This window comes from Gilliamella sp. B14384G12, from assembly GCF_016101825.1.
Lineage (GTDB): Bacteria > Pseudomonadota > Gammaproteobacteria > Enterobacterales > Orbaceae > Gilliamella > Gilliamella apicola_N.
Map to the genome: position 1 here is coordinate 96809 of NZ_JACFPU010000001.1, position 17624 is coordinate 114432.

11 protein-coding genes and 1 other RNA gene are annotated in these 17624 nt (G+C 33.8%); 3 read left to right on the forward strand and 9 right to left on the reverse strand.

Features of this window, described 5'->3' with window-relative positions; translation table 11 throughout:
* Window positions 1-29: 29 nt before the first annotated feature.
* Window positions 30-2741, forward strand: a complete 2712-nt coding sequence (locus H3S73_RS00425; protein WP_198235896.1) for an AAA domain-containing protein — start codon at window positions 30-32, stop codon at window positions 2739-2741.
* Window positions 2742-3222: 481 nt separating this feature from the next.
* Here H3S73_RS00425 and H3S73_RS00430 read toward each other — a convergent pair whose 3' ends face one another.
* From H3S73_RS00430 to H3S73_RS00460, 7 genes are all read right to left on the reverse strand, one after another.
* Window positions 3223-3426 carry a hypothetical protein gene (locus H3S73_RS00430; protein WP_198235895.1) on the reverse strand — a complete coding sequence of 68 codons (204 nt, stop codon included), beginning with the start codon at window positions 3424-3426 and terminating at the stop codon, window positions 3223-3225.
* Between the two features lie 1022 nt (window positions 3427-4448).
* Window positions 4449-4709 carry a hypothetical protein gene (locus H3S73_RS00435; RefSeq protein ID WP_198235894.1) on the reverse strand — a complete coding sequence of 87 codons (261 nt, stop codon included), beginning with the start codon at window positions 4707-4709 and terminating at the stop codon, window positions 4449-4451.
* Window positions 4710-5425: 716 nt separating this feature from the next.
* A complete protein-coding gene (locus tag H3S73_RS00440; protein WP_198235893.1) occupies window positions 5426-6064 on the reverse strand; it encodes a GNAT family N-acetyltransferase in 639 nt (212 codons plus the stop codon).
* A gap of 424 nt (window positions 6065-6488) precedes the next feature.
* On the reverse strand, window positions 6489-6863 hold the full coding sequence (locus H3S73_RS00445) for an integrase arm-type DNA-binding domain-containing protein (protein ID WP_198248887.1): 375 nt from the start codon (window positions 6861-6863) through the stop codon (window positions 6489-6491).
* A gap of 208 nt (window positions 6864-7071) precedes the next feature.
* Window positions 7072-7436, reverse strand: a transfer-messenger RNA (tmRNA) gene (gene ssrA, locus H3S73_RS00450).
* Between the two features lie 293 nt (window positions 7437-7729).
* A complete protein-coding gene (locus tag H3S73_RS00455) occupies window positions 7730-9121 on the reverse strand; it encodes an MFS transporter (protein ID WP_086351332.1) in 1392 nt (463 codons plus the stop codon).
* Window positions 9122-9264: 143 nt separating this feature from the next.
* Window positions 9265-10668 (reverse strand): hypothetical protein, encoded by a 1404-nt coding sequence (locus tag H3S73_RS00460; RefSeq protein WP_198235891.1) that lies wholly within the window; start codon window positions 10666-10668, stop codon window positions 9265-9267.
* 284 nt (window positions 10669-10952) lie between these two features.
* Between H3S73_RS00460 and H3S73_RS00465 the strand changes: the two genes are divergently transcribed.
* Both H3S73_RS00465 and H3S73_RS00470 read left to right on the forward strand, forming a co-directional pair.
* Window positions 10953-11945 (forward strand): LacI family DNA-binding transcriptional regulator, encoded by a 993-nt coding sequence (locus tag H3S73_RS00465; RefSeq protein ID WP_198226746.1) that lies wholly within the window; start codon window positions 10953-10955, stop codon window positions 11943-11945.
* Window positions 11946-12578: 633 nt separating this feature from the next.
* On the forward strand, window positions 12579-13475 hold the full coding sequence (locus tag H3S73_RS00470; RefSeq protein WP_198235890.1) for a DMT family transporter: 897 nt from the start codon (window positions 12579-12581) through the stop codon (window positions 13473-13475).
* A gap of 58 nt (window positions 13476-13533) precedes the next feature.
* Here the strand turns inward: H3S73_RS00470 and H3S73_RS00475 are convergent, their stop codons facing one another.
* Window positions 13534-14814 (reverse strand): virulence factor family protein, encoded by a 1281-nt coding sequence (locus H3S73_RS00475; RefSeq protein WP_198235889.1) that lies wholly within the window; start codon window positions 14812-14814, stop codon window positions 13534-13536.
* Window positions 14815-14818: 4 nt separating this feature from the next.
* A complete protein-coding gene (mprF, locus tag H3S73_RS00480; RefSeq protein ID WP_198235888.1) occupies window positions 14819-17419 on the reverse strand; it encodes a bifunctional lysylphosphatidylglycerol flippase/synthetase MprF in 2601 nt (866 codons plus the stop codon).
* Window positions 17420-17624 lie beyond the last annotated feature (205 nt).

Below are 17624 nucleotides of genomic sequence, written 5' to 3' on the forward strand. Positions count from 1 at the left end.
TATATTCTCTATTAAAAGGACTGAAAGCAATGATTTCTATCTATATGAATGGCGAAAATAAAACCAAGCAAATTAGCGACTGGTCTCTCTACTACGATAATCAAGATCAAGAACTCAAACTCACTAGCCATTTTCCTTCTGGCAAAAAATATACTCAGCCGCTAACACAGTGCCAAGTGAATCCATTTGAGCAAATAAAGGGAAATCTTCTTATTGTTAAGAATAAACCGAAAATAAATTGGATTGAAAAAGCCGAAAGTTATGGGCGAAAGTATACTGTTGTCTACTATCCAAACAATTCCCGACCCTACGTTATGCTTAGTGAAAATATTCAGATCGTATCTGAGACCAATCTCAAAAATGAAGATATTTTTCACTACTTTACACAAGTAGCACAAGCTCGTATTGAGCATGCCTATGAGCACAATAAAGGTATTGCCGAAAATGTGTTACGACAACTTGATAAAATTACTCCCCATCCTGATACGGTGCTTCATGCTTATTGCAGTGTAACAAACCAAAAACGACAGCCTCCTCAACATTTTATTTATCCTTTTGGTATTAATGAAAGTCAGCTAACCGCAGTAAAACAAGCTTTTGCTTCACAAATCAGCATTATTGAAGGCCCACCAGGTACTGGCAAAACCCAAACTATTTTAAATATTGTGGCGAATATTTTGATAAATAATCGCACGGTTGCGATTTTATCCAATAACAATTCTGCAGTAGAAAATGTTTATGAAAAATTGGCTAAATATCAACTTGATTATCTGGTTGCCAAATTAGGAAGTAGTGATAAACGAAAAAACTTCTTTGGTGGTGAACTAGAACTGAGTCTTGAAAAACAAGAGCATATTATAACTTTACAAAGAATAAGTGAGCTTTCAAATATTTTAGTAGAACATCTCCAAGCACAGAACCAAGTTGCTTCCTTACAAGCGCAGATTGACGAACTGACTATTGAAAAGGGATATTTACAACAGAGCCAAAGTGAAAACTTATCATCTGACGCTCAGCTACTCAGTAAGTATCAGTTTTCCAAGGAGAAAATTACTGATTTATTGGCTTATTTACATTTCCTTGATCAACGTCGGATTACACTCAAAGACCGAATACAACTTCTGCTTAATTTTAAGATAATCCGTACAAAATTTATTGGTAATTGGAAAAAGCGCCAAGCAATTTTTAATCTATTACAGCTGGCTTATTACGAACAGCAATTAAATGAAAAAAAAAGTTTACTTAAAAAGTATCAACAACGGCTTGAGCAAAATCAATTTAACTCCTTATTGGATAATTTAACCGATTGCTCAATGAAATATTTGAAAGTCCATCTTTCACAAACTATCGACCTTGAAGCGACCTTTACTGGAAAAGACTACCAACAACGTTTTGTTGAATTTACTAAACGTTTTCCGATTATAGGAAGCAGTACTCATTCCATTATCAACTCTTTGGGGCAAGGTGCCTTAATAGACTATTTAATTATTGATGAAGCCTCACAGCAAGATATTATTCCCGGCATTCTTGGTTTGGGCTGCGCCAAGAATGTGATTATTGTAGGCGATCGTAAACAGCTACCTCATGTACCTACCAAACTTGATATTAAACCACCGTATGAATATTATGATTGTGAAAAATACAGCCTACTTGACTCTTTTATTGGCTTATTTCAGAACAAAATTCCCATCACGTTACTGAAAGAGCACTATCGTTGTCATCCTAAAATCATTCAGTTTTGTAACAAACAATTTTACAATGAGCAGCTTATTCCAATGACGAAAGATAATGGAGAACAAGCACTAACGTTAGTTGTTACCGCACCCGGTAATCACACAAGAAATTTAAATAATTTGCGGGAGCTTGACTCTATCAATAAGATAGGTTGGCAAGATTTTACAGAAGAAAACACCGGTTTTATTGCGCCCTACAATAACCAAATTGATTTATCTCAAGAACATTTACCATTAGATATTGTTAAAGCTACAACGCATAAATTTCAGGGTAGAGAGTGTGATAATATTATCTTTTCTACTGTATTGGATAAAAAACCGAGTAGTCAAGAAAAACTAGATTTTGTTGATAATCCACATTTAATTAACGTAGCTGTTTCGCGAGCTAAAAATAAGTTTATGCTTGTCACAGGTAATGATGTCTTCACTAAAAATAATCAAAGTATTGCTGCCTTAATTCGGTATATCAAGTACTATGCGGATAATGATCATATTTACCAAAGTCCAGTTATCTCGGCTTTTGATTTACTTTATAACGATTACGATAAGTCGTTAGAGGCACTTAACTCACGGTTAAGAAAAAATGACTCAAAATATAAATCAGAACGGATTGTTGCCCAATTATTACGTGACATATTGAAAGAAAGCACTTATCAAACCATTAAATACCATCAACAGGTTCTTTTAGAGCAGCTTGTTTCAAAAGCTAACAACAGCTTCACAGAACGCGAACTTGAATATATGCATAATAAAGCCAGTTGTGACTTTGTTCTTTATTTTAAAACTGGTAAATACCCTATAGCAGTGATTGAAGTGGATGGGGATGATCATAATAAGCCAGATCAGACTGAAAGAGATCTCCTAAAGAGTGTCATTCTAGATAAAGTAGGGCTTCCATTATTACGACTTAAAACAATTGAAAGCCAAATAGAAGAGAAAATAAAGCAGTTTTTGAGTCAAAGTATTATAGCCAAGGATAGCGATTTAAGGAGTAATGAAACAGAATAACCAAAGAATTTTAAATAAATTTATAAACCTGCTACTATTCCTTATTATGAAGATTTTAATTTTAAATATAATTATTACTCTTACTCGGTCTTATCTATAAAGTTGCGAAAGTTTACATAATGTAGCATGGGGAAATCATTAATGACAAAACGAATAACTCTCATATACGATGATAAACTCAGTGTAGTACCTACAATGAGTTTATCGGTGATACTGATATCTAGATATGCTTTTAACTAATTAGTATAAACATTTTTTAGGGGAATGATCTTCTTCTCTCGTTAATCCATTCAGAATGTTCTGCGGCTTTAACACTCCCCCTCTAAATTAAAATATTTAATTCAATTTTGGTGAAATTGGTTATTTAAAATAGCGTATATCCATATTATTTGTTATCAGAACCGTCGTAATCCTTGATGGCGACGCTAAGAGATGAGTAGTCATCAGTTCTTTTAAAAAATTGGTTATTATAATCAGGCTCTCATAAACGAGAATACCGATTATTAATATTTAAATCTTCAATATTATTACCGTAGGTGATAATCTTTTCAGCCTGCTTTGTATTAATAGCCTCAATCTCTTTTTGACTAAAAAGAATTTCAGTTCCAATAGTATGTAATAGCATATCGGACTCATCAAATAATAGTTCAACGCTTCCTGTGTAAATAACGCTTTTAAATGTCATTGTATCTGGATAATCCAAACTCTTACCGTAGCAAATTATCTCAGAATCACCCCTATAAAATTGAATATCCCAAGAATGAAAATAGTCTTTCTTTTTTACTTTATTGACCATCAGAATTTGAGCACATTTAATATTACTAATTTTGATTTCTTTAATAAAATAACGGGATCTTCATAATCTTTAATAAAATTATTTGGATTGTTTCGTAAAACATCTTGATAAGCGGGATAACGGCAATGTTTTCCAGATTGATTTCATAAGATGTGGGTAATTGTTCCGTAATGACAGGAAATTGAATAAAAACATTTAATCCAATCAGCTCTTGGAAATGAAGCATGGTTTCATGATAGTTAGTTATATCTAGTTTATGATTCATAATTAAAATAATTTTTTTACCGATGAGATCAGTTATATCTTTCTTGGTAAAAATCCTTAAATAAAAATGTTACCTCGCATGCTCTTTTTTTCACGTTAGCAATAAGAGTAAAGAATAGAATAATGTGTGAGATTGCTAGCGCAGTCACTGCAACGGTAAAGTGACAATAAATGAAGAGTTTGGGTAACGAGGAAAACTTATGGCTTAACACGTTGCTGTTGGTTTGTCGTACGCAAAGCTTGTTCAGCGTGAGTACAATATTAATGAATATTCACTTTTTGCTAGCTTACGCAAACCAAAGCAAATCGATGCTATTTTTATTTAATAAGAGTAACTGTAATAATGATTTGATTTAATTACAATATTAGCCTGAAGTAAAACTGTTAACATAGATATAGTGAAACTCTGTCTCCATAAAATATCCCAAGTCTTTCATATAATTGTCAGGATTATCGACAAGCTCAAATAAAGATATCAAAGGAAATTTATCCATTATATCATTAATGAAATTTGAATCTTCGTCAAGATTCATGTGATAATACAAATATTTAGCAAGCTGTTTTGCTGTTATATTAGTCGATAAGGCATTAAATTGGATAACATTATCTTCAATATAAAAATATTCATGAATTAATTCATTAAGATATTACTTATCTATGTATACCGGAGGTTCATGATTTTGATATAAATCATCCCACCCATGCCCAGTAATTATTAAACGAGTACCTAAAATATAAAATGCTTCGAATGATGATTTTACCTCTGATTTATTGATAAAACAGTAATGCACTGAGCTTTCGCCATCTTGTAATACCGTTGTATCTAATAAATTGATTAATTTGGTGATATCTGTTTGAAGTATATATTCTTTAAAATGATTTGCATTGATAGATTTAATATTATTCATTTTAGTGTCACGATAGCTTATTTTAGTGAATATTGACGATTTAGGTTTCAATAAAAAGTCCTTTTTTAACAATAATTGGTTAATTAGGTTCAACAACAAAAAGTCTTTTTTGATTCCGTTTTCAACCAGTTTGTTGACCTAAACCTTGTCAATCGATGGAAAAATATAGCACTAATTCCATTTTAGTTAAAGCGCTAACAGACAATGCGCAACGATTTTTGTTGATGAATATTCAATATGTTATCCTATTGGGCTGGGATTATTCTTGCGAGACTGATCGTAATTTTTAATCAATAAAATTGTGTTTACAAGATTGCTCTCAAAATAGCGAAGCTTTGCTTACATCATACCGAAGCAAATCGTAAATTTGAACATTAATCAGGGGTTAGGTGGGATGGTGAACTTGATTATACTTTTTCTGACTGCAAATTATTATCGCCATACAAACCTACTGAAGCATAAACAAAAAACAATTTCCTATTCACTCAATGCCAACATTGGAAAATTATCGTAATTTATGCATTGCATTCAACAATCAAATACAACATTCAAGTGCTAATATACAGCAGGAAAGTTGTGCCTAAAACAAGGAAGTGGCGATAAACAGTAACTTTTTTATAATTAGTTAGGTCTAAATATAAGCCCAAATGCCTCAAAAAAGCACGGTTAGGAATTTAGTTGAGTGAAGCTTTACAGTACAAAGGTCTCAATAAACATCAAAGTAATTTATACATATGGTAATTTATCAGTATCTGATTTTTTCTGTATATTTTGTTAGTCCGCTTTATTTTAAACCCCCATTTTTTGAAAATTGGCATGGCCACTTTTGAAGCATCTACACTCAATTGTGAAAGCTTTTTCTGGTGCGCCAAGTCAAGCACATGGTCATAGAGTTTTCTAGCTATACCACGCTTTTGAAAGTCAGGATGCACGTAAAAACAGTCTATGTAACCATCATCTTTAAGTTCAATAAACCCCGCAAGGCGTGAGCCAAAGATAGCCATCCAAGGCTGAGTGTTATCTAAACGTTTTAACCACATCTGATAATCTGGTGGTGTTGGGCACCATGCTTCTTGCTCTGCTTTGCTATAAATATCGGTATCAATAGCATGAATAGTCGAATGAAACAAATCGCATATTTCAGAGGCATAGAGTGAAGAATATGGCTTTACTTCGATTTTAGATGCAGAATACTCAAATTGTTTCCTATTTTCATTATGATTTGCTCTAGCAAGACTTTGCACTTCATTATCGCCAACATTGACAAGGCTGGCTTCCGTTGTACTGTATCCCTGCTCAACGACCAGAGCTGCTGCATCTCGTTTAAATTCTGTTGTGTAACTTCGACGGTTCATTATCATGGTTCTCCTCATTTTGATAATGTTATTTTACTACCTTATTTGGTGTCTGGAATTATTAAACCACTACAAAGAAAACCTTTATATCTGTAAGGAGAGGGCAAAAGTTCATAGCGAAGCATCCTAAAAATCACCCGTACACGTTCATTCCAGCGCTAACCCGATTTTTTTAGTTTTTTGGCAATTGTCCTTTTGTTGGGCTTTCAAATGCATCTTTAATCTTGACGGCTGGGTTAGCCTCAATTAAGCCTGTATTCGAAGCATAAAACATAATTTCATTAATGCGTTGGCAAAGCCTTTTAATCGTTTATAATTTGCCATTTGCTCTTAATGGCTCCATAATTTTGATGAAGTCCTTTGCCTTTAATTTGAAGATGGAACTATTACCGATGTAAGGAAAAATATGTAACTCTAATAAGTTCTAAATACCTTTTAATGTAATTTCAGTTAATCCTTTACTACTCTTAACTTTAAACCAGTCAGTAGCTACTTTTTTAAATGTACTGGTTATTTCGTCTTGCTTGCGCTGTCCTAGTTCCGCCTTATGTTCTTGAGGATCTATACCTTGTTTAATTAATTCGCGTGCTTCGTCCCGTTGTTTTCGCGCTTGTTGTAGCGAAACTTCTGGATAACTTCCAAAGCTTACAGTAGTTCTATTATTAGTTATAGGTCGGTAATATCTAAATTGCCATATTTTTGTACCTGTTGACTTAATAAGTAAAAGCAAACCATTTCCATCATAAATAGGATAATCTTTACTTTGTGGCTTGGCATTCTTTATTTGTGTATCAGTCATTGGAATTACTTTTTTAGGCATACTTTACTCTTATGGGACTATGAAATTATTTTATTATGTTTATGTAGTCCTTAATATAGTCCTAAAAATTCTGGTTGTAAATGTATCTTACTGATGCTTAATGAATAATAAAATAGGCTTTAAGCCTTGTGTTTATTGATTTTGATATGTTTTAAAGGATTTAAAAGAATGTTACTGAATAGTGAATTGGTGGAGCTGGCGGGAGTTGAACCCGCGTCCGAAATCTCTACATCCTTGGTACTACATGCGTAGTTTGTCTTTGAGTTTTGCTTACCCGCTGCGGACAAACACGCCACTGATAAACTAGCTTGATTAAATTTAATGCTTCCGCCCCAAGCAAGGCTTCCACACGATCTCGTTTGGGTTTGACTCCTCTTGATCCCCGTCCTACGAGCGGAGGCTAGGGAGAGAAGGCTCTATGCAGGTTATTAAGCTGCTAGTGCGTAGTTTTCGTCGTTTGCGACTATTTTTTTGCGGTTTATTTACGAGGCCTACCGCACCTCGGCATGCACCTTGGGTTTCGCAAATCCCGTCGAATCCAGAATCAGCCCCAATTGTGATATGTAACTTAATACAATATCAGGGCATTATATGTGAATTCAAGATGTAATACAAGTTAACTTGCCTTGTGATTAATCCTGTTCTTATTGTTTTTTCGTCTTTCAAAGTAGTAATATTATCAATTGTATCTTTCTTGCGATTTTATATCAGTATTTAACTCCTAATACTCTGACATATAGTGATATTAAAACTTTAGTTTGTGTTGAAGCAGTTATTCATATAAGTTGTTATTTGATGGTAGCGAGGGAATAATCATGAAGATATCCATCCCTCGTTTCGGTAGATTAATAGACGTTGTGCGTTCTTTGCGCTAGTTCTTTGATAATGTCAGGATAAATTTTTTCTAAAGTATAAAAGCGCAATAATATAATGGTGATAGCACTTAAGATTAAAGGCGAATAAATAAATAATATTTGTAGGGTCGTTAGTACGCTTTCTGGTTGATTTGCAACATCATCGGTAGCAATGTAGCCCGCCATACCTAATACCCAACCAATGCCTCCGGAAGCGATACCACTTCCTAATATGGCACTGAAACTTCCGCCACTATAGACTAATCCATCATTTCTAATACCAAATTTCCATTCACCATAATCTATTGTGTTGGCTAACATGGAATACGCATTTCCCATAATTGGCGCAAAACCAGCACCACGTAATATTGTTCCTATTATTGCAACATTCGTATCTTGAGGGGCAACGGCCATGATGGTGCTTCCTAAGATAATTGTGGCCATACCGACAATGATAAATGTTAATCGGCTCATGATTTTTAGAATATAAGCTGAACACATCAATACAACAACTAACGGTAAAGCAAAAGCCATATTGATTAAACCAATAAGTTGACTATCGGCTAATAGGTATTTTGCATAGTAAACTCCAACGCCATTGATAAGTCCTAGGATACTAAAACTTACTAGCATGGTAAAAAACATAGTTACCCAATATTTATTAGCAAGAAGGGTTTTTAATGAAACACCAATTGATGGTGCATTGTAATTAAATTGGTTAATTGGTTTAATACGTTCTTTAGTATTAAAAAAAGTATAGAAGAACGTAATGATTAAAATTGCGGCGTAAATTATCATAGTGAACTGCCAACCACGTTCACCTCCACCAAAAAAATTGACCAAAGGTAAGGTAATATAAGGAATAATTAGCATGCTAGCAAAATAGCAAAGCATACGATATGTATTCAAGCGACTACGTTGGTAAGAATTTTGAGTCATTAATGCAGCAAGCGTACCATAAGGTATATTACTTGAGGTATAAATAATCCAATGTATGTTGAGCGTAATGCCGGCAAAAATTAATAATGCAAATTCACTCCAATTTTCTGGTGCACTAAATACCATTATCAATGATAGACCAAATGGAATGGTTGACCATAAAATCCATGCCCGAGCTTTACCATGTTTACTTTTAGTTCTATCAACAATATAGCCCATAACCACATTAATTACAGCATCAAAAACACGTGAAAATAGTAGCACTGCACCTAATAAAGTTGCTGAAACTCCCACAATATCGGTATAGTAGTAAAGTGCGAAAGTTCCAACGGTAACACCCGAGAACCCTGTTGCAAAATCTCCTAATCCATAGGCAAGTTTTTCTTTAAATGAGATGTCATGGTCAGGCATTTGACCATTATTATCCGTTACTGTTGTGTTCATTATGATATCTCCAGAGAAGTTTCCAAGTTCAGATTACTGGTGATAGTCGCCTATCTAAACCAAGGCTTTTAGCCTATTCAATGACGAAAGCCTTGATAATGATGATCATCTAACTTGCTAGTTAAACGGTCTGATAAGCACTATTACCATTTTTCTGGAAAACATCCTTCATTTGAAAAAGTATTGTTTTTACAACTTAATGTTCCATCACTGACAGCAATTGCTAATCCACTCCCTAATTGATCATAACCTCGGACATTAAGTGCAGTGCCATCAATGTACAAAGTAAATAGCGTATCATCAGCAATGATCTGTATGTCATATTCGCGATCAGCTTCAAGATGAATAGGGCGCTCTAAACCTTTATTCATTACACGATACCAAGGATAACAAGGGGTTTTATCAAAAGTTAATCGGTTATCGACAAGTGAAAAAATAAAGTCATAGGATTCCCCAGTTTGTTTATCTTTCATTAAACGTATTGAAAAATCACGAGTACCTTTACTGAATTTCACTGTCGTTGAAAAACGGAATGTTTTGCCTGTATTTTCAATTAATAATTGTTCTTGACGTGCGAAAGGTGAATTAATCGAAAAATTATCAATTTTTTTAGGATGAGTAAAACAGTTCCATAAACTATCAACGACTTTCACTCCTAAAGTATGATCGGGTTTTTGATAAACTTCATGAGGAACAAAAGTACCTGCCCATTGGAAATTTTTCAAATCATCGTTATCTTCTTTTGTTGGTACCCAGCCAAAAAGAATACGACGTTTACCATCAAACGCAGTTCTTGCTGCATAGTAAGCTCTACCATCAAACGCATCGTCAGCAGGTGTAATCCATGGACCTTCTAAAGATTGGCTCATCACGTAGCGTGTTTTACTTTGATCACTGTATTCGGTATAAACCAAATACCACCAATTACCGATTTTAAATAAGTCAGGCATTTCAATCATGGTATATTTACCTGCCACCCAAAAATCACCTTGGAATTGCCAATTTTTTAAATCTTTCGAAGTGAAAGCAACAACTCGGCCTGATTGTTCAGTTTTAGGACCTTGCAATCTTGCACCTAAAATTAATAGGTACTCTTGTTTTTCATCGTTCCAAATTACCCAAGGATCGCGCCAATCACTAATATCATAACCAGCTTGAGGTGTTAAGGTTATGAGTTCAGAGGATTTATGCCATGTTTTAAAATCATCACTCCAAGCATGTAATAAGACTTGTGATGTTTTTCCTTCTTTTTCCCAATTACGGTTGTAACCAGTATAAAAAGCATGTCCTTTACCTTCTGCCTCAAACACACAACCGGCATAAATAAACTGATCGACATCTTGTTCACCACCTTTTTTTATTGAATCACCAAGATTTTGGTAATTAACAAAATCAGTTGTAGTCGCAAGTGACCAACCGAATGGTTCTCCAAATGGGCATGGATTTCGATTATCACGTTGATCATAAAGATAAAAAGTACCATCCTTACCAAATGGCATTATATCGCCAACCCAGTACCCCTTTGGTTGATAATGTAATTTTTGCATTTTTTACTCCTTCTTTTTTAACATGGATAAATGACATTACGTTGTCATTGACTTTAATAATTTTTAGTTCATTTCATGTCAACCGCGTTCATATGTCAACCGAGACCATAGTTAAAATGATAATTTTGTGAGAGACATCACTTATTAGAGGGTAGTTTTGTGATGAATATCACTAAAAAAGATGAAGACCAAGATGTAAATCAATTCAATTACAATGATTTACGCCATAGCAAAAAGCATTATAATTATGTGGATATAATATAAATTTTAATTAAAGGATGATTATGAAATTAAGCAGAGATGATGTTGCTAAGTTGGCAGGGGTTTCCGCAACCACTGTATCAAGAGTATTAAACAATCGTGGGTACATTAGTGCAACAACTCGACAGCGAGTTCAAGATGCGATGGAAACGTTGGGTTACTACCCTAATGAATTAGCACGTTCATTATCGAATAATAAAAGTAATTTGATTGGTTTAATTTTTCCAAGTTTAACTAACCCCTTTCAAATGGAATTAATCAGCTACTTAGAAAGAATATTATCTCGAAAAGGTTACAAAATATTAATTTGCAATAGCCATCATAACCAAGAGGAGGAAAAGAATTTTTTAACTATGTTAAGACGTCATCAGGTTGAAGGGGTAATTGTAAACTCTATGAATGAAAATTTAGCTGATTACCTAATACCTGATCTGAATATCGTTTCCATTGATCGCAAAATTAATGAAACAATACCGGTTATTTCATGTGATAACTATGCTGGTGGTTATCTGGCCAGTCAACATCTAATCAATCAAGGTTGTAAAGATATTCTTTATATTGGTTCTATTACAAATGACAAACAAGTCGATATGGATGCCAATAAACGGTATCAAGCTTATAAAGATAGTATTAAACTCGCAGGAATTAAACCAATTACTCTTGATATGGATTTTTCAATTAGTTATCGGGAAAAGTATCAATTGATTAAGGACCGTTTACAGTCCCAACATATTGATGGAGTTTTAGCCGACGATTCATCAGCAATTGCCACTATTAATGCTGCCAGAGACTGCAAATTGTCTTTATCTAATCAATTAAAAGTTGTTGGATTTGATGGTGCTGAATTAACTTTGCAGCATATGCCATTTTTGACTACGATTCGTCAACCGATTGCGCAAATTGCACAAAATGCGGTTTCTGTATTGCTCGCCATGATTAACGGCGAACCATATCACAGTATAACTAACTTACCAATAACTTTGTATCAAGGCCAGAATGAAAATAACCTGTTATAAAAGTTTTATTAAAAGAAAAATGCTATTTTGTCATTAAAGACTCAAAATTAAATTAGTCATAATCAAGTTCAGAAAAGTGATTTTGAGAATACTGTGTAATAGTATGAGTTTCTTAGTATTTGGTAATGAGTTAAAAATAATTTAAAAATGCTAAATAGAATAATAAATGCTTAAATTCAAAAAAAGTTAAAATATTAAATTATTATTAATCAATACATTAAATATTTTTTTATAAAAATATCAAAAATATTTCAATTTAAATTGAACTTTTTATGATTTAGTTTGTCTATATTAGCAGATTACGTTTTTTCATTTTTTGCCCTCCACTCGAATATTCGAGTGGATTTTTTTTATCTAAGACTTTAGTCAGTTCTAACTCATCTTTCTACATTCGCATCGTTTTATATCGTCATATCATTCATGAAAATAATTGATATATCAAAACTTATTGAACAATGATCAGCAGTAAGTTAATATCCAGTGATTTTTAACTTTCTAATAAAATAGTGTCATTTTTATTATTATCAAACCTTTTTGCCTATTCACAATTTATTTAGCGTGTTTAGTCTGGTAACAAAATAATAAAATAATGCATGTTGTTTAAATACTAATAAGTGAGTAGAGAGATTTTTTATGTCATTGTCAAAAAGGACACAAGGACATTTAATTGCATTAATGACCGTGTTTTTGTGGAGTACTACATTTATTTCTACCAAAATATTATTAATAGACTATAAACCTATCGAAATACTATTTTTTCGATTTAGCCTTGGTTATATAACATTATGGATCTTAGCTCCTCGTTTTTTTGCTTGGCAGGGGATTAAACAAGAGTTAATGTTCCTTGGTGCTGGATTTTGTGGAGTAACATGTTATTTTCTCTGTGAAAATATTGCTCTAACGTATACCACAGCTTCAAATGTTGGGGTGATTACCACATTATCACCGGTAGTTACCGCAATATTGGCGTTCTTCTTTCTGAAAACTGAAAAACCAGATAAAAGCTTTTATATCGGTTGTCTATTTTCGATGATTGGTATTGTGTTAATTACCTTAAATGGAAAATTTGTATTATCCGTTAATCCACTAGGCGATTTACTGGCGGTATTTGCTTGTCTATTTTGGGCATGCTATTCAATTTTAACCAAACGAAGTAGTAATTATGGTTACAATATTATTTTGCTGACGCGAAGATTCTTTTTTTACGGCCTAATGCTTATGTTGCCAGCGCTATATTTATTTGATTTTGAATGGAATTTTTATCGATTTGAGCAACCAATAAACTTAATCAATACCTTATTCTTAGGTGTTGGTGCATCAGCTATCTGTTTTGCCTCTTGGAACTATGCGGTGAAATTAGTCGGTGCGGTAAAAATTAGTATCTATCTTTATTTGGTACCAATTTTGACAATCATTAATGCGGTTTTAATTTTAGATGAACCTTTTACGTGGATTGCGGCAATTGGTACATTATTTACACTTGGTGGTGTGCTATTGTCCGAAGGTAAAATTAAACTTAAAAAACATTAATATGCTAGCATGTTTTATTAATGCTTTGATTTAAAAAATATTACCAAAAGCGCTACATTTATTGCATACGTTTATCAATTGCTTGCATAATAATTTGTCCTAAGTGCTCATAATTTTCATCAAAATGATGGCCACCTGGTAATTTAAAAGCCTCACCTTTCATCTCTGACTGTAGGCAGCCAGTATCCTCTTTTTCTTCTTCTCCATAGATACAAAATAATTTCTTTTCTGGGATCTGCGCAACCTCAGGTGCGGTTTTCATTTCATCACCAGATTGCCCAAGCCACCCGCTAACTTCTATTTCAAAATTAGCGTCTTTGGAAAAAGCTATCATGATTAAAGCTTGGATACTATTTTGATCTTCTTTAGATAAACGATTGTATAGTGCAGGTAAAATATCACCACCGAACGAATAGCCAGCTAATATAAACTTAGTTGTTCCCCACTTTTCACGATACTGTTGCATTAAATAAGTTAAATCTTTAGCACTACGTTCAACCGAGCGATGTTGCCAAAACAGTTTTAATGCATCGACACCAACCACTGAGTAACCATGTGAAGCCATATATTCAGCTGAAACTTTATCTAAATCTCGCCATCCACCATCACCCGAATAATAAAAAGTTACGCTTTTAGGATGTTGTTGTTTGTTTTTCGCGGGTAACTCAATGACTGGTAATTGTTTATGCTCATCAAATAAAACGGATGATAAATGTGAACTTAAAAGCTCGGTTGGTGATGCTTGATATTCACCAATTTCAGTCGTTACTTTAATTTGTTTTTGTTGGCGAGGAAAAATCGCAACTTGTTCATCAGGGGGATTGTTCCAAATAACTCGCCATGTTCCATGTGTAGCTTGATCTGGTAAAGGTGCCTCACAATCTTTATGATCTAAAGTGAACTCAATTGATAATGCTTTAGCGTTATCATCTTGTTGTTTAGAGAGCCAACGGTAAGCAAAAGCTGCGCCTTCTTCCATACCTGCAACTACAAATTTATGCTCATTTAATATTTCCGTTGCTTGATTAAAACGATTTTGTTGTTCATCACAATTTGCCTGAGGTTTTAATTCAAATTGAACCAATTTAGCACCCATCTTTTCAGATAAATCTAATAATTGTTGTTCAGTAAAAAAATCTTTTTGCGTAGCAACAATAATCGCAGCTGCTTCTGCTGAATTTTTGGGGTTAGCTAATATTACTGAAAAATCATTATTTATGGTGACGGTTTTTACAGTTGCACTGCCACTATTTTTTATATAATACCCGCCAATAAACACAAACAAGATAATCAGTAATATGAAAATTAATAACAAAAAATAGCGTATGAAATTTTTCATAAGATCAGTTCTTTTTCTTTTTTAAGCCAGTTAATCCACCCGAGATCAGCATAGTGGTATCAATTAAAGCAACAAATGGATCAAGTCCTGCAGGAACAGCCATATAACGCGGTTCCCAATGAGTTGCAAATTTGTCTTTAAAACGACGTAATCCTTGAAAATTATAAAACCGACCACCGAGCCTAAATACTAACGCACCTAGCCTTTGAATTAATGGGGCTCCACGTCTTCTTTGCATGCCTGATAGAGGTACCATACCTAAACTAAAGTATTTAAATCCTTTTTCTTTATAATGCAGTATTAAACCAATCATTAAAAATTCCATGGTTAGTTTAGGAATATTTTGAGCAAACCTCATTAGATCGATGCTAGCTGAGTAATGTTGATTTGTTTCAAGTAAATTGACAAAAGCAATAATGCGACCTTCAAATTTGATAGTAGCAATAGTGAAATTATCTAAATATGGCTTTGAAAAAGATCCCAATGAAAATTGTTTTTCTTTGGAGTGTTTGTTTTTTAGCCACGTATCGGATATGACTTTTAATTCATCTAGTGGCGCAGAACCTGGCGCATAAAATTCAAGACTAAGTCCGTCGCGTTGGCATCTGTTCCATGTATAACGAAGATCTTTATACCCTTTAGATGAAAGATTAAACTCTTCTAAATCAACTAAAGCCTCTTCGCCTAATTTTATGGTTCGTAAACCAATATCCATATAAAAAGGTAAATTGGCGGCTTTAATTTGATAAAAAACTGGGCGAAGATGATGGGCATCACATAAATCTCGAAAAGTCCAAATTAAATCAGCGCGTTTAGTATTATCGCCAATTGGATCATACAGTGCTACCATGCTTCTGCCACGTTTAGTATACATAATGAAAGCAGTGTGTGATTCATTGAATAACAGTGATTTATCGCCAGTCATGGCGAGTCCGCCTTCTGGCTGATCTGAATCTAAAATAATTTGATGAGCTTTGATTAACTCTTCGCGTTTTGGACTATTTAAAATTGGCAAAGCAGGATGAAATAGCCAATAGAGCATAATAAAAATTAATAAAATAAAACTACCCAAGGTTGCTCTTAATGCACGCGGTACTCGGGTATCTAATTCAAATTGCCACCATAATGAATGGTTGTAAGGTACATCTTGATAAATAAATAATATTAACCATACAAGAACCGCAATTAAGCAAAAACAGACGGCAAAGGATTTTATCGGAAAAGGTAATACATTTAATCGACTTTTACGATAAAAAGCGTGTCTAAAATAGATTAATAACATCGCAATCGTTAATAAAGTACCCGCTTCTATCCAATGTAAGCCCCGTAAAAGTGAGCAGATGCTACCTAAAAACAATAAAATGACCGAAGCACCCCAAGCCGAATAAAGTCTTCGGCGTAGACCCACTGCCAAGAGTAAACATAAAACGCCGATTAAACTCGCGACTAGATGAGCAGTATTAATTATTTTATTGGGAATAAATGTATTGACTAAGTAGTGATTAAAACCGGGAAGAACACTTGAAAACATCATTACTACACCCGCAAAAAATACAGCAGCAGCCATAATAATAGCTGCAATACCGGTTTCTGTTTCTTTAACTTCAGGCATAGTAAAAAGGTGCTTGCTTTCATTTATTAAAAGTAGAAAGCTCGCTATAAAAAGTGGTATTAAAATATAAATAATACGATAAATAATTAACGCAACAGTTAACGACGCAACTCCAATTTTAGATGAAAATGCAGCCAACATTACTGCTTCAAATACCCCTACACCGCCAGGAATATGGCTTAGCACTCCAGCAACTAAAGCCAAAATATAGATCATAATAAAGGTAGTAAAATGGGGTTGTACTGGTAATAAAAAGTAGAGAATGGCTCCTGCTAAAACAGTATCAATTAAAGTAATTACAAATTGGTAAGATGCAAGGCGTAAATTAGGTAAACGTATCGACCAGTGAAATAGTTGGAATAATTGAGTGTCTTTATTCGGTTTTGTATCTAATCGATTGCAATATAAAAAGATTAGCATGGCGACATAAAGGCAAATTATGCCACTCGAAATTAACCATATCCAGTTTTTTGATAAATGCAATGCCAGCATAGTATTTTTAGTATTCATTAAGGCCGCTAGCGTGGCCAGCATGGGTAGGGTAAACCCTAATGATAACGTAACAAATATCGACATTCTGGCTACGTCAATAGTTGTTAATCCTTGTTTGAAATATAATCGGCAGCGAATTGCACCACCAGATAATGCTGATAAACCGATCGCATTGCCAATGGCTGAAGCACAAATACCACCAAGCGTTATAACCGATGGCTTTAATTTTACACCTGCGTATCGTGTTGCAGACCATTCGTAACCAATAAGCATCAAATAACTGCCTATAGCAGATAAACAAGCAAATAAAATAGCTTTAATTGAAAGTGTGTCAGCCGCATTTTTTAAATCGCATAGATTAATATCTTTAAGTAGATGCCAGCATAAAATAAGTGCAATAAAGAAGATGGATAAGCCAAACAGTAACGTTATAAATTGACGATAGCGAGTGAAGTATTCTATCAATTGCCAAGGTAGAACTTTACGCGCTAATATTTTCACGTGAGCAACTCCAATACGTGCTTCAATAGGATTTCAGATTGGCGCATTCTACCGTTGCAAACTAATGAAAACAATCGTGAGAAACTAAAGGAAATTTAAAAAAAATATTAATCATTAGAATTTTTTTTACAAAGATTGTCTATTTATTGAATAATGAATAGGCTAAAGACTCAGATTAATGGAATCGAATTAATGATTATTGTTA